Source organism: Paenibacillus sp. cl123 (genome assembly GCF_900101595.1).
In the GTDB taxonomy this organism is placed as follows: domain Bacteria; phylum Bacillota; class Bacilli; order Paenibacillales; family NBRC-103111; genus Paenibacillus_G.
Genome location: NZ_FMYY01000002.1, coordinates 383,040 through 399,424, shown reverse-complemented (window position 1 = coordinate 399,424; position 16,385 = coordinate 383,040). Strand labels below are relative to the sequence as shown.

The following is a 16,385-nucleotide window of genomic DNA, read 5'->3' as shown; positions in this document are numbered from 1 at the left end:
TGCTCTCATAATGGCATGAATGTGAAAGGAGCAGCTTTCCCATGAAATCATTGGTATTAGCCGAGAAGCCCAGCGTCGCCAAAGAAATCGCGCGCGTGCTTGGCTGCGGTCAGAAGCATAAGCATCATTTTGAAGGCCCCGCCTATGTCGTGACCTGGGCGCTCGGGCATCTGGTCACTCTTGCAGAGCCGGAAGACTATAACCCGAGCTACAAGGAATGGAGATTGGAGGATCTGCCTCTTATCCCTGAGAAGATGAAGCTCAAGGTCATCCGCGAGACGACGCCTCAATTCAAAGCCATCGCTCAGCTTGCCAAGCGCAGCGATTTGAAGGAACTGATCATCGCCACGGACGCCGGACGCGAGGGCGAACTGGTGGCCCGCTGGATCATGGAGCTGGTCCAATGGCGCAAGCCGTTCAAGCGGCTGTGGATTTCCTCGCAGACCGACAAGGCGATCCGGGACGGCTTCGCTTCGCTGAAGCCCGGACGCGATTATGACCGTCTGTATCGTTCGGCCGTATGCCGGGCGGAAGCGGACTGGCTGATCGGACTGAACCTGACGAGAGCGCTGACTTGCAAGCATAGCGCCCAGCTCGCTGCGGGACGCGTCCAGACCCCTACGCTGGCGGCGCTGATGGAACGGGAGCGGCAGATCCAGTCCTTTCAATCCAAAGATTATTGGCTGCTGCACGGGGACTTCGGCTCCTTTCAGGCTCAATGGCGCAGCTCCTCCGCGCCGGATGGCAGAATATTCGATCAGGCGGCGGCAGAAGCGCTTTTGCACAAGCTCGAGCGTGCCGGATCGGCCCAGATTGCAAGCGTGAAACGAACGGAGAAGCAGGAGCCTCATCCGCTCGCTTATGATTTGACCGAGCTGCAGCGGGATGCCAATAAGCGTTACGGCTTCTCGGCCAAGCAAACCTCCAATGTGCTGCAGCGGCTGTACGAGCAATACAAGCTGGTCACTTACCCGCGTACCGATTCCCGCTATTTGTCCACCGATATCGTCCCTACGCTTGCCGGAAGGCTCCGGGCGCTGCAGGCAGCTCCGTATGCCGCATTGATCAAGCCGCTGCTGGCAAAACCTCTCCCTGTAACGAAGCGGATCGCGGACGACAGCAAGGTAACCGATCATCACGCGATTATCCCGACGGACGAGCGGCCTGCGCTTCAACTGCTGGGAGCCGACGAGCGCAAGCTGTACGATCTGATCGTCAAGCGGTTTCTCGCCCTGTTCTATCCCGCTTACCGCTATGACGAGACGACGGTCACCGCAACGCTCGGTGGAGAAGCGTTCCACGCCCGCGGCCGCGTCGTCCGCGAGCCCGGCTGGCGGCAGCTGTACGAAGAAGCGGTTTGGGCCGAGGATGCCGAGGATGAGGATAACCCGTCTTCCGAATCCGGGGCCATGCAGTCCCTGCCGCCGCTCTCGCAGGGCCAGAAGCTGGATGCGCGCCGCTTGAGCCTCCAAAAGCAGATGACCCGTCCGCCCGGGCGTTACACCGAAGCCGGACTGCTGACCGTGATGGAGAAGCAGGGCTTGGGCACCCCAGCTACCAGAGCCGATATTATCGAGAAGCTCCTGCAGACCGATACGATCGAACGGCGGATGAATACGCTGCAGCCTACAGGCAAAGGCGCTCAACTGATCAACCTCGTATCGCCCGAGCTTCGTTCCTCCGAGCTTACTGCCTCTTGGGAGCAGGAGCTGCAGCGCATCTCAGCCGGGCAAGGGGACGCCGACGCCTTCATGAGCCGCATCCGCAAACAGACCGAGTCGATCGTCCGGGAAGTCAAAGTCAGCAGCGCGGAATACAAGCCGCATAATCTGACCGGTTCCCGCTGTCCGGAGTGCGGCAGCCAGCTTCAGGAGATGAAGGGCAAGCAGGGCAAGCGCCTCGTCTGCAGCAGCCGCGAGTGCAGCTACCGCCGTGCCGCCGAAGCTCCCTTGCTAAACAAGCGCTGTCCGCAATGCCGCAAGAAGATGGAGCTTCATGAAGGAAAAGCCGGCAAATACGCCCAGTGCAAGCCGTGCAACGTTATCGAGATGCTGGGCGAATCCTGCGGCGGCCGCGGCGGCCGCGCCGCCAAGCGCCAGCAATCCCAGCTGGCGCAGCAGTTCAGCGACAACGTAACGGTGGGCTCCAGTATGGAAGAAGCGCTGCGGGCTGCGCTGGAGAAGAAAAAATCCTAGGCAGTCCGGTTTTCTTTTAGGAAAACTTGGCTATCGGTCGGATCTGTATGCTTTAAATGAACTCCCCCTCAGCACAATCACCGGAGCTTATCCATGCTGAGCGTTGCACAAAGCCCTGCCCGGAGTCCGGGCAGGGCTTTGTGCTGGGCAAACGCGCGTTAGATCGTCGGACGCACCTGCTGCTCGTAATAATGCCGCAGCTGCGCCTTCTCCGATTCGGTAAATTGATATTCGCAATCTCGGCCTTCATCCTGCGCGGCAATCTCCACCAGCAGGCCGTCTCTTGTGGCGACAAGCAGCGCCCCCAGCTCCCCGATCGAAGCCGGCACAAGCTCGGGCGCTTCCGTTTCCAAGCGCACATAAACGTCTACCCACCGCTCATCGCGGATATCGATATCATGCTTCATCGAAGTAAACTTCAGCTCGCTTACATCCGTGCTGCCATAGGTAAGCATGCTACTTCCCCCCCTGCTTCCCGTCCGGCAGCAGATCCATCAGCGCAAGCTCCATGACCGGATAATTAAAGTGAAAATTGCGATCCAGCGCAGCCTTGGGCAGTACCCGCTGGCCTTTCAACAGCAGCTGGCTCATTTCTCCAAACATCAGCTTGATCAGAAACGCCGGCACCGGGAAGAAATTAGGCCTGCCGAGCCGGGCCGCAACTCTTCGGCTGAATTCATCATTGCTGATAGATACCGGAGCGGTCGCATTCACCGGCCCCTCCAGCTCACCATCGGCGATGCAAAAGTCGATCAGACGACACAGATCGTCGATATGAATCCATGACATATACTGAGTGCCGGAGCCGATCCGGCCGCCAAAGCCAAACTTGAACGGAGCGATCATCTTCGGGAAAGCTCCGCCGTCTTTGCCAAGCACTACGCCAAGGCGCAGCAGCACCACCCGCGTATCGGGGATTTGCTCGGCGGCAGCCTCCCACTCGTCCACGACATTGGCCAGAAAATCGTCCTTTCTCCATTCGCTTTCCTCGATGAAGCTTTCGGTCTCCGACATCCCATATATGCCAACGGCGGATGCATTGATCAGCACCGGTTTCTTCTCCATGTTCTCGATCCAGGAGCTGACGCGGGCAACCGCATCAAGCCTGGACTGCATAATGCGCTTCTTGGCGTCCTCCGTCCAGCGCTGATTGATCGTCTCCCCCGCCAGATTGACGATGGCGTCGACGCCATCCAGAAGCTTCGCTCCGGCCTCCAGCTCATCCCAGGTCACATACCGCATCAGAGGATGGGACGACTTCTGCTTCTTGCGTGTGACGACCAGCAGGCTCGCCTTCTGCGCGATGTAATAATCAATCAAATGCTTGCCGATAAACCCCGTACCACCGGTAATAACCACCTTCATCTACATTCCTCCGCCTGATTCCAAACCTGATTATGCCCTACATTATATATCAAATCGGACTGGATGAAAAATAGCGGAAGTCTTTCCAGGCGAATATTGCGAAATTTATCTGGATTTGTCTGTCCATGTCAAAGAAATGGAAGCTTTAACGGTTGCTTAAGCTAGTTAATGAAAGTAAAATAGCATCAGAAGATCTAGCATCGGAGGTCGCCGCATTGGTCTGGGATTTCATTGAAACATCCGTCGAGCCGGTTGACGCATATGGCCGCATGAGTTTATATCGAGCCGTGGAACGAGAAACCGGCATGATCCGCTATTTGAAGGCTCCGCATCCCGAATACGCAAATGAATTTTCTTCAGTGAGGCTTCCAGCCGAGCTCCGGCAAGCGGCCAAGCTGCAGTCCGCCGGCGTTTGGATGCCCGCGGAGCCGGCCGAGTGGAACGGCGTTCCAGCCCTGCTCATGCAGCCTGTTGAAGGACAGCCGCTTGTCTCTTACATACGCTCCGGACCCATGGAGCTGACGTTATTCCTCCATCTGGCGGCTGGGATGGCCGAAGCCGTAAGCAAGCTTCATCAGGCGAAGCATCTTCATCTGGCGCTGTCCCCTCAAGCCTTTTTTGTCGAATCTAATCGCAGGGCATGCAGGCTGACCGAGCTGCATCTCGCGGCTCCGTTCTCGGCGGCTGCGGAGCAAAATCCCGGCGCTCATCCGCAGCCGGACGGAGATGAAGGCGCCTTGTTATACACCGCTCCCGAACGGATCGGGCGGCTGTACCGCCGCGTGGACCCGCGTACGGATATTTATGCGCTGGGCGTTCTTTTCTACCGCATGCTCACCGGCGTTCACCCTTTCGACAGCGCCGATCCCGCTGAGCTGGCGCACAGCCATGTCGCCAAAGACCCGGAGCCGCTGACAGCTTGGCATATTCCGAAGCCAGTCTCGGATATCGTGAACAAATGTCTGGTGAAGCAGCCGGACGGGCGCTACCCCAGCTCCTTCGCTTTGCAGCGTGATCTGAACACCGCGCTGGAAAAGCTGCTCAGCCATGGTTATATCGAAGACTATGAGATTGAAGCAGACAGAATCTCCGACCAGTTCTCCATCTCGGAGTCCATCTACGGCCGAGAGAACGAGCTGCAGCTGTTGGAAAACGCCTACAAACGAGCCGAGACCGGGAGCCGGGAAGTTGTCTTTGTCTCCGGCATATCCGGGATCGGCAAATCCTACCTGATCCATGAGTTCCAGAAGCTTGTCCATCAGCGGGGAGGTTTGTTTGTTTCCGGCAAGTTCGACCAGTTCCAGCGCGATACCCCCTATCATGCGCTCCACCAGGCAGGCAACCAGCTTCACCAGCACCTGCTTACGCTCGGAGAGGACGAACTGCAGCTGCGCAGAGATCAGATTTTGCAGGCCGTAGGAGGCAACGGACAAGTCCTGATCGACATGAATCCCTCCTTCGAGGCTTTGTTAGGTCCGCAAAATCCGCTGCCTAAGCTGCCGCCCGCCGAGATGCACAATCGCTTCGTCCTGACGCTGCAAAGCTTCTTGTCCGTGTTCTCCTCCAGGGAGCAGCCGCTGGTCGTCTTCCTGGATGATCTCCAATGGGCCGACGCCGCTTCCATCCAGCTGCTGCACGATATGAGCATCGGTTCCCTCGCGAGGGGCTGCCTGTACATCGGCGCTTTCCGCGACCGCGAGATGGGCGCCAATCAAGCGCCTCTGCGCAAGCTGATGGAGCATCTGGAGGGCAGCAAGCATTTTCACTACACAGGAATTCGTCTCGAAGCGCTTCAAGCCGGCCATCTGGAGCGCCTGCTCGCAGACAGTCTTCAGCCAAGCGGCCGTTCGGTCAAGAAGCTGTCCCAGCTGATGATGCAGAAAACGAGAGGCAATCCTTTTTTCACGAAGCAGCTTTTCCGTTCGATCTTCGAGCAGCAGCTGCTCTGGTTCGATTATGCCACCTGCCTGTGGACCTGGGACGAAGACAAGATTCAAGAGCTGCACATGACGGAGAATGTCGTCGACTTCATGATCAATAAAATCGTACGGCTGCCGGAGATGATTCAGCATCTGCTCATGCATGCGGCATGCATCGGCCATCAATTCACGACGGACATTCTCGCTTTGTCCAGCGGTCTGGAGCACGACGAGATCCGGCAAGCGCTGCTTACGGCCGAGAAGGACGGACTGATTCACGGCTCCAGCCTGTTAAGAGGCGCGGAAGCCGAGGAAAGCGCTGCCTATAAATTTCTTCATGACCGCGTATATCAGGCCCTCTACTCGCTTGTGTCGGACGAGGATAAAGCTGCTATGCATCTAAAGATTGGCCGCATACTGGAGCAGAAGTACCGGCTGGCCGGCAGCCTGGAGATGCATTCCTTCGAAATAGCGAACCAGTTGAATCTCGGTTCCTCATTGCTTCAATCCCGCGAAGAGCGCGAGCGTCTCGCCCAGCTGAATCTGATCGCCTGCCGCCGGGCCAAAACAAGCTCCGCCTACGATACGGGGCTGCGCTACGCCAGGCATGGCTGCGATTTACTGGAGACTGACTGCTGGGACACGCAATATGCGGTGGCGTATGCCCTTCTGCTGGAGAAAGCCGAGCTCGAATATTTATCCGGCAACTTCGAGGAAGCCAAGCTCTCCTTCTCATCGGCGCTCGGCCATGCGAAGACCCGGCTGGAGAAGGCGGATGCCCACACCTTGATGATGGTGCTCTGCACCAATATGGGAGAGCATGAGGAAGCGCTGCGCATCGGCCTCGAAGGGCTGCAGCTGCTCGGCATCCGGATCAAGTCCCGGGTCGGCAAGTCGGCGATCCTGTGGGAGCTGCTGAAGTCCCAAGTCCGCAAAGGAACGCGCAGCGTCGACGATCTGCTGGACATTCCGGTCATGACCGACGCTCATCATCAAGCCGTCATTCGCCTGCTGCTCCACCTGATCGCGCCCGCCTATTATCTGAACTCGGAGTTGTACGTTTATCTGATGCTGCGCATGTTCAACTATTCGCTCCTGAACGGCCATACGGAGGCCAGCGCGCTCGCTTACTCCACCTACGGCGTCATATCCAGCTCGGTGCTCGGCAGACTGCAGGCCGGTTACGACTATGGGATGCTTGGCGTGAAGCTTAGCGAGTCGTTTAATCATCTGCCGGTCAAATGCAAGGTATATTTCGGTTACGGAGCCTTCACGAGCCAAGTGAAGGAGCCGATTTCCAACAATATCGAACAGTTGCATAAAGCCTATCAGTTCGGCGTACAATCCGGCGACTTCGTGTACGCAGGGTATGCCATCACCTTCAGCTTCTTCCTCCGGCTGTTCAAGGGCGATCATCTGACGGATGTGCTTAAGGAGACCGAGCAGTACCAGAGCTTTATTCTAAAGGCCAAGGACCGGGACACCGCCATGATCCTGACCGTGCTTCAGCGGTATATGCTGAATCTGAAGGAGAAGACGCCGCTGCTTCCCCCGGGTACGGACGCAGAGACGGAATGCTTCATGACCACCGAGGAGCTCTCGGAGCTCCCGGGCTATACCAATAAGGCCATTATTCATACGTATTATGCGATGCAGGGACATACGTATTATCTCTTCCAGCGTTTACACGAAGCGAGGAAGCTGTTGGAGGAAGCCGAGGCATCCTTGTCCAACGTGTTTGGCATGCTGCATATCCATTTGCATCATTTCAATTATGCGATGGTGCTGGCTGGACTATACCCGGAGGCCGGGGCTGCGGAGAAGAAACGGTACCGTTCCCGCATCCGGAAAAGCCTTCGATTTTTGGACAAGTGGGCGCAGCATTCACCGGACAACTTTCTGCATCTGAAGCTGCTGTTAGAGGCGGAGTGGCATCGTATCCATGACGACCGCCATATGGCCGAAGAGAAATACGACCAAGCGATTCATTATGCCGGCAAGCACCGCTCCATGCAATATGAAGCCATAGCGAGCGAATGCGCGGCCCGGCATTATTTCCGACTTGGCAAGCTGAAGATCGCCCGCTCCTACCTGGTGGAGGCGCGCAGCTTGTACGCCCAGTCGGGGGCCGAGCGCAAAGTCGCCGATCTGGACGAACGGTATCCGTATCTCGTAGGTCGGGGCCAAGCCGAATCGTCCATCGACATGTCGAGCCTCGTGAAAGCTTCCCAGGCGATGTACGGGGAGACGGTGCTCCAGCAGATGCTGGACGTGATCATGGCCATCGTCCTGGAGCATGCGGGAGCCGAGCGCGGGCTGCTGACGCTGGTCCGTGACGGACGGTTGTACATCGAAGCCGAGAAATCGCTGCAGGCGCCGTTCGAGGCGCTGCAGGCTTCACCGCTCGATAGCTGCGAGCATGCCGCCATATCGGTTATCCAGTATGCAGCCCGCTCGGCTGAGCCCGTGCTGCTGCACGATGCGGTCCACTCCGAGCTGTTCGGCAAGGACCCGTACATTCAAGCCAGACGTCCCAGATCCGTATTGTCCTTGCCGGTCAGCCGCTCTAGGCAGCTGGTGGGCGTCCTGTATCTGGAGAACAATCTGGCGACCCATGTGTTCCATGAAGAGCGTCTGCAAACCTTGAAGCTTCTCGCTTCGGAGATTGCCGTCCTGATCGAAAACGCCAAGCTGTACGACCACATCGAATCCAGGGACTACAAGCTGCAGCTGCTCGAAGAGCAGGAGCGGAGCATCCGCAAGCAGCTCAGCGAGAAGGAGCGCTGGATTCAGTCTTCCGAGGCAACGATGCTGAACATCCGGAAGGCTCAGCATGAGCTTATCAACAATGTCCAAACCGTACATGCCCTGCTTATGATGAACAAGTACGATATGGCCAAGGACTATATCTCCGTCTGGTGCAAAGAGATTGTTCACCAGTCGGTGATCGGCTCGGTGAAATTTCCGGTGCTTGGCGTCGTTCTGAACAATCTATCTCTTACCTGCATCTCCGGGAAAGTCGAGCTGCAAGTGGACGGCGATCTGGCATGCACCTTCGAGGAGCTTACGCTTCCGATCAGTTATTTCTCCAGCATCATGCATAATCTGCTCAAGAATGCCGTGGAAGCGATCCCGCCTGACGACACGCTGCGGACAGTCAGGCTGACCTTGGAGGAGCAGCAGGACGGCTATAAGCTAACCGTATTCAATACGGGCTCCTATATCCCGGAGGCCAAGCTGGCGAAAATTTTCGATAAAGGGTTCACGACAAAGCCCGAATCGGGCAATTCCGGTCTCGGCCTTCATATCGCCCAGCATTATGCCGAGCATTACGGAGGGCGGATCGACTGCATCTCCAAGCTTCATGAAGGCACCTCCTTTTTCGTCTACTTGCCGAAGCGGCGACAGTCGCAGGACCTGCCTCCGGGACTGAGGGAGCGCGGCGCCGACTCTGCCGTCCGCTCCTCCTAGAGCGGACGCGGCGCGCAGACTGTGCCTTTCGCTCCCCTAGAGCGGACGCGGCGCGCGGCGGACCGGCACTGCTTGCCCGCGGCGTATCGGAATGCCAACGGCCCGCAGTTTCGCTTGTCGGTGCAGACAAGTCGAAAACTGCGGGCCGTTTCTTTCGGCTTTAACTGTGCAGCGTACGCTCGATAAATCTTAACGCCTCGGGCAGATGTCCTCCGAAGTAGGCCCACTCATGCTCCCCTTCGAATTCCATATATTCATGCTCATACCCGATCTGGTCAAGCAGCGCCTTGAACGCCTGGTTGGCCGGGAATAGATAATCGCCGCGCCCGCAGTTAAAATGCAGCGCGGGTCGCAGCTCCTCGCGGACCCGTTGGGCAGCCAGCACATGCAGGTCAAGCTGCTTGGCGTAAGGGCCGTGCAGCGGCCCCATGATTCGCGGCGTCTCCGATCTGTATTCCTGCGGCGACAGCAGCGAGGTGCTGATCAGCGCCCCGGCGATGCTGCTTGCGGCTCCGAACATGTCCGGGTTGCGCAGGGCCAGAGAGAACGCTCCGTACCCTCCCATCGACAAGCCGACGAGCGATCTTTTCGAGCGATCCGCGATCGTCCGGAATTCACGGTCAATCGCCGGGATCAGATCATAAAGGAAATAGTCCTCGAAACGTCCGGTCCCGTCGTACCAGTTCACATAAAACGTGCCGTGGCCATAGCCGCCGTCACTCGGTATCACGACGATGCTTTCGCTCAGCTCGCCGGATTCCATCAGCGCATCCAGCGTCGATACCGCATTTCCTTTGACTACCCAGCTCGTCTCATCCCCGTTAAGGCCGTGCAGCAAATAAATAACAGGATATCGCTCGTCCTCTTCCTGCGCGTACCCGGCCGGCAGGTATACCTGACATACCTTTCTGGCAAACAACGCCCCCGAAAAAAATGAAAAAGGGATTACGTGTCCTTGGCTCATGCTCGCACGCTCCTCTCGCCTTTCGTCACTCCATCAGCTCAGGACGGCGTGCAGATGCTCTTCCGTAATCGCCCAGTGCGACGTGTTCCACACCGTTTCCTTGTTTTTGACATACAGCACTTGCGGCGAAGCATGCTTGACGCTGGTGTCCTCCGCTATCTGATTGGATACCGGACGGGATTCGATAACCTTGACCAGCAAGTAGTCGACATTCTCGTTCGGCGATTTGCCGAGATACGCCTCATATTCCTGAAGCGCGTTGAAGCTGACAGGACATGCCGTGCTATGCTTCAGTACTACTAACGGCTTGCTGCTGCTGTTCTCCAGAGCTTGCTCCCATTCCTCATTCGTCGTAATTTCCTTCCAAGTAGCCATATGCTTCTCCTCCTTATCATGAATGAATTGCCGGACTGCGGTCCGCATAATAAACATGCCGGGCTTCGATCCGATCGGTCAGCTCCAGTATGCCATACGAAAAAAGCTGCTGCCGCCGCTTATCGGTAGGCGACCCGGGATTAAATAAAAGGACGCCGCCCCGCGTCTCCGAGAACGGGATATGCGAGTGGCCGAACACAATCACGTCGACCTCCGGCTTTCCTTCCGCGCTGCAGAAAGCCCGATACGCCGTATCCGGCGTAGAACGGCCCCCGTCCCCATGGATGAGACCGATCCGGCGTCCCGCCAGCTCCAGCACCTTCCGCCTGCCGAAGCGGCGTACGATGCCGGGACCGTCATTATTGCCAGCGATGCCGTCAACAGGCGCAATCGCAGCGAGGCGATCCACGATCGACTCGCCGATCCAGTCTCCGGCATGAAGAATGCGATCCACGTCCTGCAAGCCCTCTACCAAAGCGGCCGGGAGCTCCGGCTTGTGATCGTACAAGTGGGTGTCCGACACGATACCGATACGCATGCTTCATCTCCTTTGCAGCTGTGTATTTTATTCTACCATAATTGCCCGGACGAGAACAAAACAGGCGACCCGGGTCGAGCCTACAAGACTGCCGGCGGGCTTGCAGCGGCCGTTCTGACCAGACTTCTCCCGTCTAAAAGACCGCCCGCGGGCTTGCGAGCTCGAATCGCGCGCTGGATTCGCCCAAGCAGGCTGCCAGGAACGAAAAAGTCGAGCTCAGGGACAAATGCATGCCCTGGCTCGACCTTTCTTCATAAATGCGGGAGTAGCCCCTCGCCTTTTCTCAATCCACTACTGCTTCGCGACAGCCCGCTTGTAACACTACTCTCTGAACTCTATCGCGTCGGTTTTCCCTTCCAGATCCTGATCCTCCTTATTGTCCCGAACGGTTTTCTGGAGCACGAACGAGGACATCGTCAGGAACAATGCCGTCACCGCGTAATAACCTTGAACGGACAGCGGCTGATTCAAATTGACGATGCCGATAAACATCGCGGCGAGCGCCGTGGCGAATGCCGCCCAGGCCAAGAATGTAAAGGCTTTGGTGTTCCGCTTGGTCCGCTCCCCTTCATCATCCTGATTGTCGCGGATCGTCTTCTGGAGGACGAACGACGCCATCGTCAGGTACAGCGCGGTCACGGCATAATAGCCTTTGACCGACAGCGACTCTTCCAGCGTATAAATTCCGATAAACATAGCCAGCAGCGCGAAAGCAAACGATGCCCAAGCCAGAAAGGTAAAAGCTCCGGTATTCCGTTTTTTCATCATCTCGACACCTCTTCACGGTTATTTTTAAGATGAACTTTTAGGACCAGGTGGTTATAGTTACATCTTACCAGCTTTTCGAAAACCGACCAGTACTATCTTTATGTAGTACTCCCCCTCCGCTATCACCAATGCCGGTAAAGCCGAGCGAGGCCTCGGCTGCAGGCTAGGCGGTAACTTCGCTGCACTTCCAGTCGTCCTTGCCAGTCGTCCCTACCTTTCGTGCTTACCAGTCGTCCTTAACGTCGCCCTTGCCACTCAAGCTTGCCAGTCATCCTTTACAGTCGAGCTTGCCAGTCGTCCCTACGTATCGAGCTTGCCAATCACTCTGCCGTTCGAGGAGAACGCTTTTAGAAGCCAGTGCCGTTTGCCTTATAGCAACCGAACAAGCGCCGGAGCTTATACGTACTGAGGTTCAAGCCAAAAAACCCGTCAGCCTCGGGGCTGACGGGTTCCTCGCATCTCATCCATGATTGTCGGCTAACGAACAGTTAGCTCGGGTTGCCTGCAATCTCCAAAGCTTGCTCGGAGATCGTTCCTTTGAACTTGGACATGCAGTTGCACAAGAAATCCTTGCGGCAGATCGGGCAAGGCTCTTTGAGCAGCCGGTTGATATGAGTCGGCTGCAGGCTGCCGGATGCGTCCGTTCCATAGATAAGACGACATACCGTCCGGTCTTTGAGCTGAGCTACGATCTCGAACAATCCGTTCTTCGGATTATGGCTGACGATTTTGGCATCGACGACCTGTGGGTTATATGCCATCTCCAGAACTCCTTTTCCACTATACATATATTGAGACTCAAACGCTGTATTATGAATGATAACGTTCTTAACGGTCGCCGTCAAGCAAATTGCCGAGCCCGCCGAGGATACTGCCTTCCTCCTTGCGTCCGCCTGCGCGAGATGCGCTCAGTACCCGGTCCGCAAGTCTGCTGAACGGCAAAGATTGGATCCAGACGCGTCCCGGGCCGCGCAGCGTGGCAAAGAACAGCCCTTCGCCTCCGAATAACGCCGTCTTGACGCCCTTGACAAACTCGATGTCATAATCGATATCCTGCGTCATCGCCACCAGACAGCCCGTATCTACCCGCAGCAGCTCGCCCGGACGCAGAATACGCTCGCAGATCGCGCCGCCCGCATGAACGAAAGCAAGTCCGTCGCCTTCGATCTTCTGCATGATGAAGCCCTCGCCCCCGAAGAAGCCGGCCCCCAGCTTGCGCTGGAAATCGATGCCGATCGAAACGCCTTTGGCCGCGCACAAGAAGGAGTCCTTCTGGCAGATCAGCTTGCCGCCCAGCTCTGATAAATCCATGGGCAGGATGCGCCCGGGATAAGGCGAGGCAAAGCTGACGCTCTCTTTCCCTTGCCCCCTGTTCGTGAACAAGGTCATAAACAGGCTCTCGCCCGTCAGAAGCCGTTTGCCCGCCCCGAACAGCTTGCCGACCAAGCCCTTGCCTTGATCGCTGCCATCGCCGAATATCGTCTCCATGGCGATATTTTGATCCATCATCATCATGCTGCCGGCTTCGGCAATTACGCTTTCGCCGGGATCAAGCTCGATCTCCACGTATTGCATCTCCGAGCCTTCGATCCGGTAATCGATCTCATGCGCGTTCATTCGATCCGCTCCCTGTCGTGTATTCGATGCGCAGCAGACCCGCGGCCAGCTTGGCGCGGCTTCTTGCCTCTTCCACTTCGTCGGCCGACGCAAGAGCCACCGCCATCCGGCGCCCGGGCTTCGTCTCCGGCTTGCCGAATACGCGGACTTGTGTATGCGGCACCGCCAAAGCTTCCTCCAGACCGCCTATCCGGAAGGCCGTGCTGTCGCGGTCAGCTTTGAGCGTGCAGGAAGCGCCGGGCGTCAACACGCGCACATCCGGAATCGGAAGGCCCAATATGGCGCGGACATGCAAGGAGAACTCGGACAAATCCTGGGTCGCCATCGTGACCATCCCCGTATCATGCGGCCGCGGGCTGACCTCGCTGAAGTAGACGCGATCCGGCGCCAAGAACAGCTCTACGCCATATATTCCGTATCCGCCAAGAGCTTCCGTAATCGCACCGGCGACCTGCTGAGCTTCCCGGATCTGTTCGTCGCTCATCTCGTGAGGCTGCCATGATTCGATGTAGTCCCCGTCCTTCTGAATATGCCCGATCGGAGCGCAGTAAGTCGTCCCGCTGACCGAACGGATCGTCAGCAGCGTAATCTCCGAATCGAAGCGGATGAACTCCTCCACGATAACGCGCGCTTTCTTGGCTCTGCCCCCTTCCATGGCGTAGCTCCAGCATTGGTCTGCTTCCTCTGGCGTCCGGCATACGCTCTGGCCTTTGCCCGAAGAGCTCATAATCGGCTTGATCACGCATGGCGTACCGATCTCTGCCACCGCTGCCCTAAGCTCATCCAGACTGTCGGCGAACGCATATCGCGCCGTAGGCAGCTTCAGCGTCTCCGCAGCCAGGCGGCGTATCCCTTCCCTGTCCATGGTCAAACGGGCCGCATTGGCCGTCGGGACGACCTTGAAGCCCTCCGCCTCCAGCTCGACGAGCGTTTCCGTCGCGATCGCTTCAATCTCCGGCACGATCAGATCCGGCCGTTCCGCCTCGATTACCCGCCGCAACGCGGCCCCATCCAGCATATCGATGACATGGGAACGGTGCGCCACCTGCATGGCCGGCGCATGGGCGTACCTGTCCACGGCGATCGTTTCGACGCCGAGACGCTGCGCTTCGAGCACGACCTCCTTGCCCAGCTCCCCTGAACCAAGAAGCAGCATCTTGCGGGCTTGTCCTGTATAAGGTGCTCCGTACATGAAACTCCATTCCTCCTATCGGTAATGAAAGCAGACTCCTATCGCATTTATACTGGATTTGCTCCGTTTTTTCAACCTAAATATGCAAGTATCGACAACAAGGAACCCTTCAATTGTGATGGCAGAGGCCAGATTCGGACAAGATATGCAAACTGGACACAAAAATCTTACTTAAACGAAGTAACTTATGTTAAAATGGATACAGAAGAGGTGAGAACGATGTCAGATCATCCACAAACGATGTGTCCGAGGTTTGAAGCGGCGTTTGAAATATTGGGGAAGCGATGGACAGGATTAATCGTCCGCGCGCTGCTGCAAGGCCCTCGGAGATTTAAGGATATTTCAGAAATGATACCGGGCATGAGCGACAGGATGCTGGCCGAACGGTTCAAGGAGCTTGAAGCGGTCGGCGTCATCAGCAGGCATGTATATCCGGAAACGCCGGTACGGATTGAATATCAGCTTACTGAAAAAGGCAAAGCGCTGCAGCCCGTCATGGAGGCTGTGCAAAACTGGGGAGAATCGTGGTGCTGCCAAGAGTAGCACTCGCTTCTTCCTTCTTCTTGACATGGCCATTTCGCGTCGTTCGCTCTAAAGCGCTTTCGCTTTGTTCCGCGCTTCGACTGGAAAGCGAGCTTGTCCTATTCCGTTCCTGCACAGAGCAGAGCATGCCAAAAAGACGATTCCGGACAGAATCGTCTTTCCATTGCCGCAGGTTCGGATGTTTTACATAATTTACATGATCCGGCGGATCGGCAGCGCGGTTCTTGAGCCTGCCTCCGGTAGGATCAGGAAGTTTGGCGCATCGGATGCGATTCATGCATCGCCCGCAGGATTAACTGGTCAAGCTCCATGCTCTTTCCGACGACTTTCGGATCAGTAAGCATGAGCCCTTTGCCGGACACCAGGTCGCTCAGTTCATCCACACATTTTTGAATTTGGCACTCCAGGCGGACAGTTGTCATGATCAAGATCGTATCCTCCTCATTCGCAGTTCGCATTTACGAACCGGCGTTATATCGATTTAAGCGCTCCGTCATTCTGTTACATTATCTTTAACCAATTCAAAATGATGGAAATCACAAAATTGCAACTTGTCATGATTTTGTTGAATTACTTGTATTATGAACCCGAATATTTTGGAAAGTTACAGCCCCGCATGTGGCGAATATGAATTTTGCTAACCGATTCCTAATATATTTCGATAGTTGAGGTGGACTGTCATGTCTAGAATATTGCTGGTTGAAGATGATCATGGTATCGCGGATATGATATCCATTTATTTGAGCGAAGAAGGCTATACGGTGAATCGGGCTTATGACGGTCAGCAAGGCATCCAGATGTTCAATGAGCATCGCCCCGATGTCATTATTCTGGATCTGATGCTGCCGGATACGAACGGCATCGATCTGTGCAAGCAGCTGCGGGGGATATCCTCTGTCCCCATCATGATCGTCTCCGCCAAAAATGAAGTTTCCGAGCGGGTCAACGCCCTGATGAACGGGGCGGACGATTATCTGTGCAAGCCGTTCAGCATGAGAGAGCTTGCCGCGCGCACAACCGCCCTGCTGCGGCGTTCCGCCCTGACCCAGCAGAGTGGCGCGGCTTTGACGCCCGAGCCCCCGGCTGTGGATACGCGCGACATTGTGCTGGATATGGAAAAGCGCTGCATCTATGTTCACAAGCAGCCGATCGATACGACCTACTCCGAATTCGAGATTATGAAAAACTTTTGGCTATACCCGGGGAAGGTGTTCTCAAGAGAGGAATTATTGAACAAAATCAGGGGAATCGATTCCTTTGTCACAGAGCGTTCCGTGGATGTTCATATTACCAACCTGCGCAAAAAAGTCGAAGCCGAGCCCAAAGAACCGAAGCATATCAAAACGGTCTGGGGCGTCGGCTATAAATTCGAGATGTAGGACATGTCGTTTGAATACCGGAGCGGAAGATACAATAACCGTACAATCCATGCACAATG

The 16,385-nt window shown here is 56.4% G+C and carries 13 protein-coding genes and 2 pseudogenes; 4 read left to right on the top strand and 11 right to left on the bottom strand.

Features of this window, described 5'->3' with window-relative positions; all coding sequences use genetic code 11:
• Window positions 1-41 precede the first annotated feature (41 nt).
• Window positions 42-2,195, top strand: a complete 2,154-nt coding sequence (locus BLR08_RS05895; protein WP_072327440.1) for a DNA topoisomerase III — start codon at window positions 42-44, stop codon at window positions 2,193-2,195.
• 158 nt (window positions 2,196-2,353) lie between these two features.
• Here BLR08_RS05895 and BLR08_RS05890 read toward each other — a convergent pair whose 3' ends face one another.
• Together BLR08_RS05890 and BLR08_RS05885 are read right to left on the bottom strand one after the other, a co-directional pair.
• The gene (locus BLR08_RS05890) at window positions 2,354-2,650 is read right to left on the bottom strand and encodes a hypothetical protein (protein WP_072327441.1); all 297 of its coding nucleotides are present in this window, start codon (window positions 2,648-2,650) and stop codon (window positions 2,354-2,356) included.
• A 1-nt stretch (window position 2,651) separates the two neighbouring features.
• The gene (locus BLR08_RS05885; protein WP_072327442.1) at window positions 2,652-3,560 is read right to left on the bottom strand and encodes a TIGR01777 family oxidoreductase; all 909 of its coding nucleotides are present in this window, start codon (window positions 3,558-3,560) and stop codon (window positions 2,652-2,654) included.
• Between the two features lie 287 nt (window positions 3,561-3,847).
• On the opposite strand from BLR08_RS05885, the gene BLR08_RS05880 reads away from it, so the two are divergent.
• Window positions 3,848-8,950, top strand: coding sequence for an AAA family ATPase (locus BLR08_RS05880; protein ID WP_176835423.1), 5,103 nt, complete (start codon window positions 3,848-3,850; stop codon window positions 8,948-8,950).
• Between the two features lie 160 nt (window positions 8,951-9,110).
• On the opposite strand, the gene BLR08_RS05875 is transcribed toward BLR08_RS05880, so the two are convergent.
• The 8 genes and pseudogenes from BLR08_RS05875 to purT form a co-directional block, all read right to left on the bottom strand.
• Complete coding sequence (locus BLR08_RS05875) at window positions 9,111-9,914, bottom strand: alpha/beta hydrolase (protein WP_072327444.1); 804 nt, start codon at window positions 9,912-9,914, stop codon at window positions 9,111-9,113.
• Window positions 9,915-9,947: 33 nt separating this feature from the next.
• Window positions 9,948-10,289: a bacillithiol system redox-active protein YtxJ gene (gene ytxJ, locus BLR08_RS05870; protein WP_072327445.1), complete on the bottom strand. Its 342-nt coding sequence runs from the start codon at window positions 10,287-10,289 to the stop codon at window positions 9,948-9,950.
• A 16-nt stretch (window positions 10,290-10,305) separates the two neighbouring features.
• The gene (locus BLR08_RS05865; RefSeq protein WP_072327446.1) at window positions 10,306-10,827 is read right to left on the bottom strand and encodes a metallophosphoesterase family protein; all 522 of its coding nucleotides are present in this window, start codon (window positions 10,825-10,827) and stop codon (window positions 10,306-10,308) included.
• Between the two features lie 321 nt (window positions 10,828-11,148).
• Window positions 11,149-11,352: pseudogene (locus tag BLR08_RS31585) on the bottom strand (YiaA/YiaB family inner membrane protein); the annotation flags it as partial.
• A gap of 21 nt (window positions 11,353-11,373) precedes the next feature.
• Window positions 11,374-11,592 (bottom strand): annotated as a pseudogene (locus tag BLR08_RS31580) (YiaA/YiaB family inner membrane protein); the annotation flags it as partial.
• A 491-nt stretch (window positions 11,593-12,083) separates the two neighbouring features.
• Window positions 12,084-12,356, bottom strand: a complete 273-nt coding sequence (locus BLR08_RS05855) for a hypothetical protein (RefSeq protein ID WP_072327775.1) — start codon at window positions 12,354-12,356, stop codon at window positions 12,084-12,086.
• A gap of 67 nt (window positions 12,357-12,423) precedes the next feature.
• On the bottom strand, window positions 12,424-13,212 hold the full coding sequence (locus tag BLR08_RS05850) for a TIGR00266 family protein (protein ID WP_072327447.1): 789 nt from the start codon (window positions 13,210-13,212) through the stop codon (window positions 12,424-12,426).
• Window positions 13,199-14,404 (bottom strand): formate-dependent phosphoribosylglycinamide formyltransferase, encoded by a 1,206-nt coding sequence (gene purT, locus BLR08_RS05845; RefSeq protein WP_072327448.1) that lies wholly within the window; start codon window positions 14,402-14,404, stop codon window positions 13,199-13,201. Before purT ends, BLR08_RS05850 begins: the two co-directional genes overlap by 14 nt.
• Before the next feature lie 219 nt (window positions 14,405-14,623).
• Here purT and BLR08_RS05840 point away from each other — a divergent pair, with 219 nt between their 5' ends.
• A complete protein-coding gene (locus tag BLR08_RS05840) occupies window positions 14,624-14,947 on the top strand; it encodes a winged helix-turn-helix transcriptional regulator (protein WP_072327449.1) in 324 nt (107 codons plus the stop codon).
• A gap of 245 nt (window positions 14,948-15,192) precedes the next feature.
• Here BLR08_RS05840 and BLR08_RS05835 read toward each other — a convergent pair whose 3' ends face one another.
• A complete protein-coding gene (locus BLR08_RS05835) occupies window positions 15,193-15,369 on the bottom strand; it encodes an aspartyl-phosphate phosphatase Spo0E family protein (RefSeq protein ID WP_072327776.1) in 177 nt (58 codons plus the stop codon).
• A gap of 258 nt (window positions 15,370-15,627) precedes the next feature.
• Here BLR08_RS05835 and BLR08_RS05830 point away from each other — a divergent pair, with 258 nt between their 5' ends.
• The gene (locus BLR08_RS05830; RefSeq protein WP_072327450.1) at window positions 15,628-16,326 is read left to right on the top strand and encodes a response regulator transcription factor; all 699 of its coding nucleotides are present in this window, start codon (window positions 15,628-15,630) and stop codon (window positions 16,324-16,326) included.
• The last annotated feature ends 59 nt before the right edge of the window (window positions 16,327-16,385 follow it).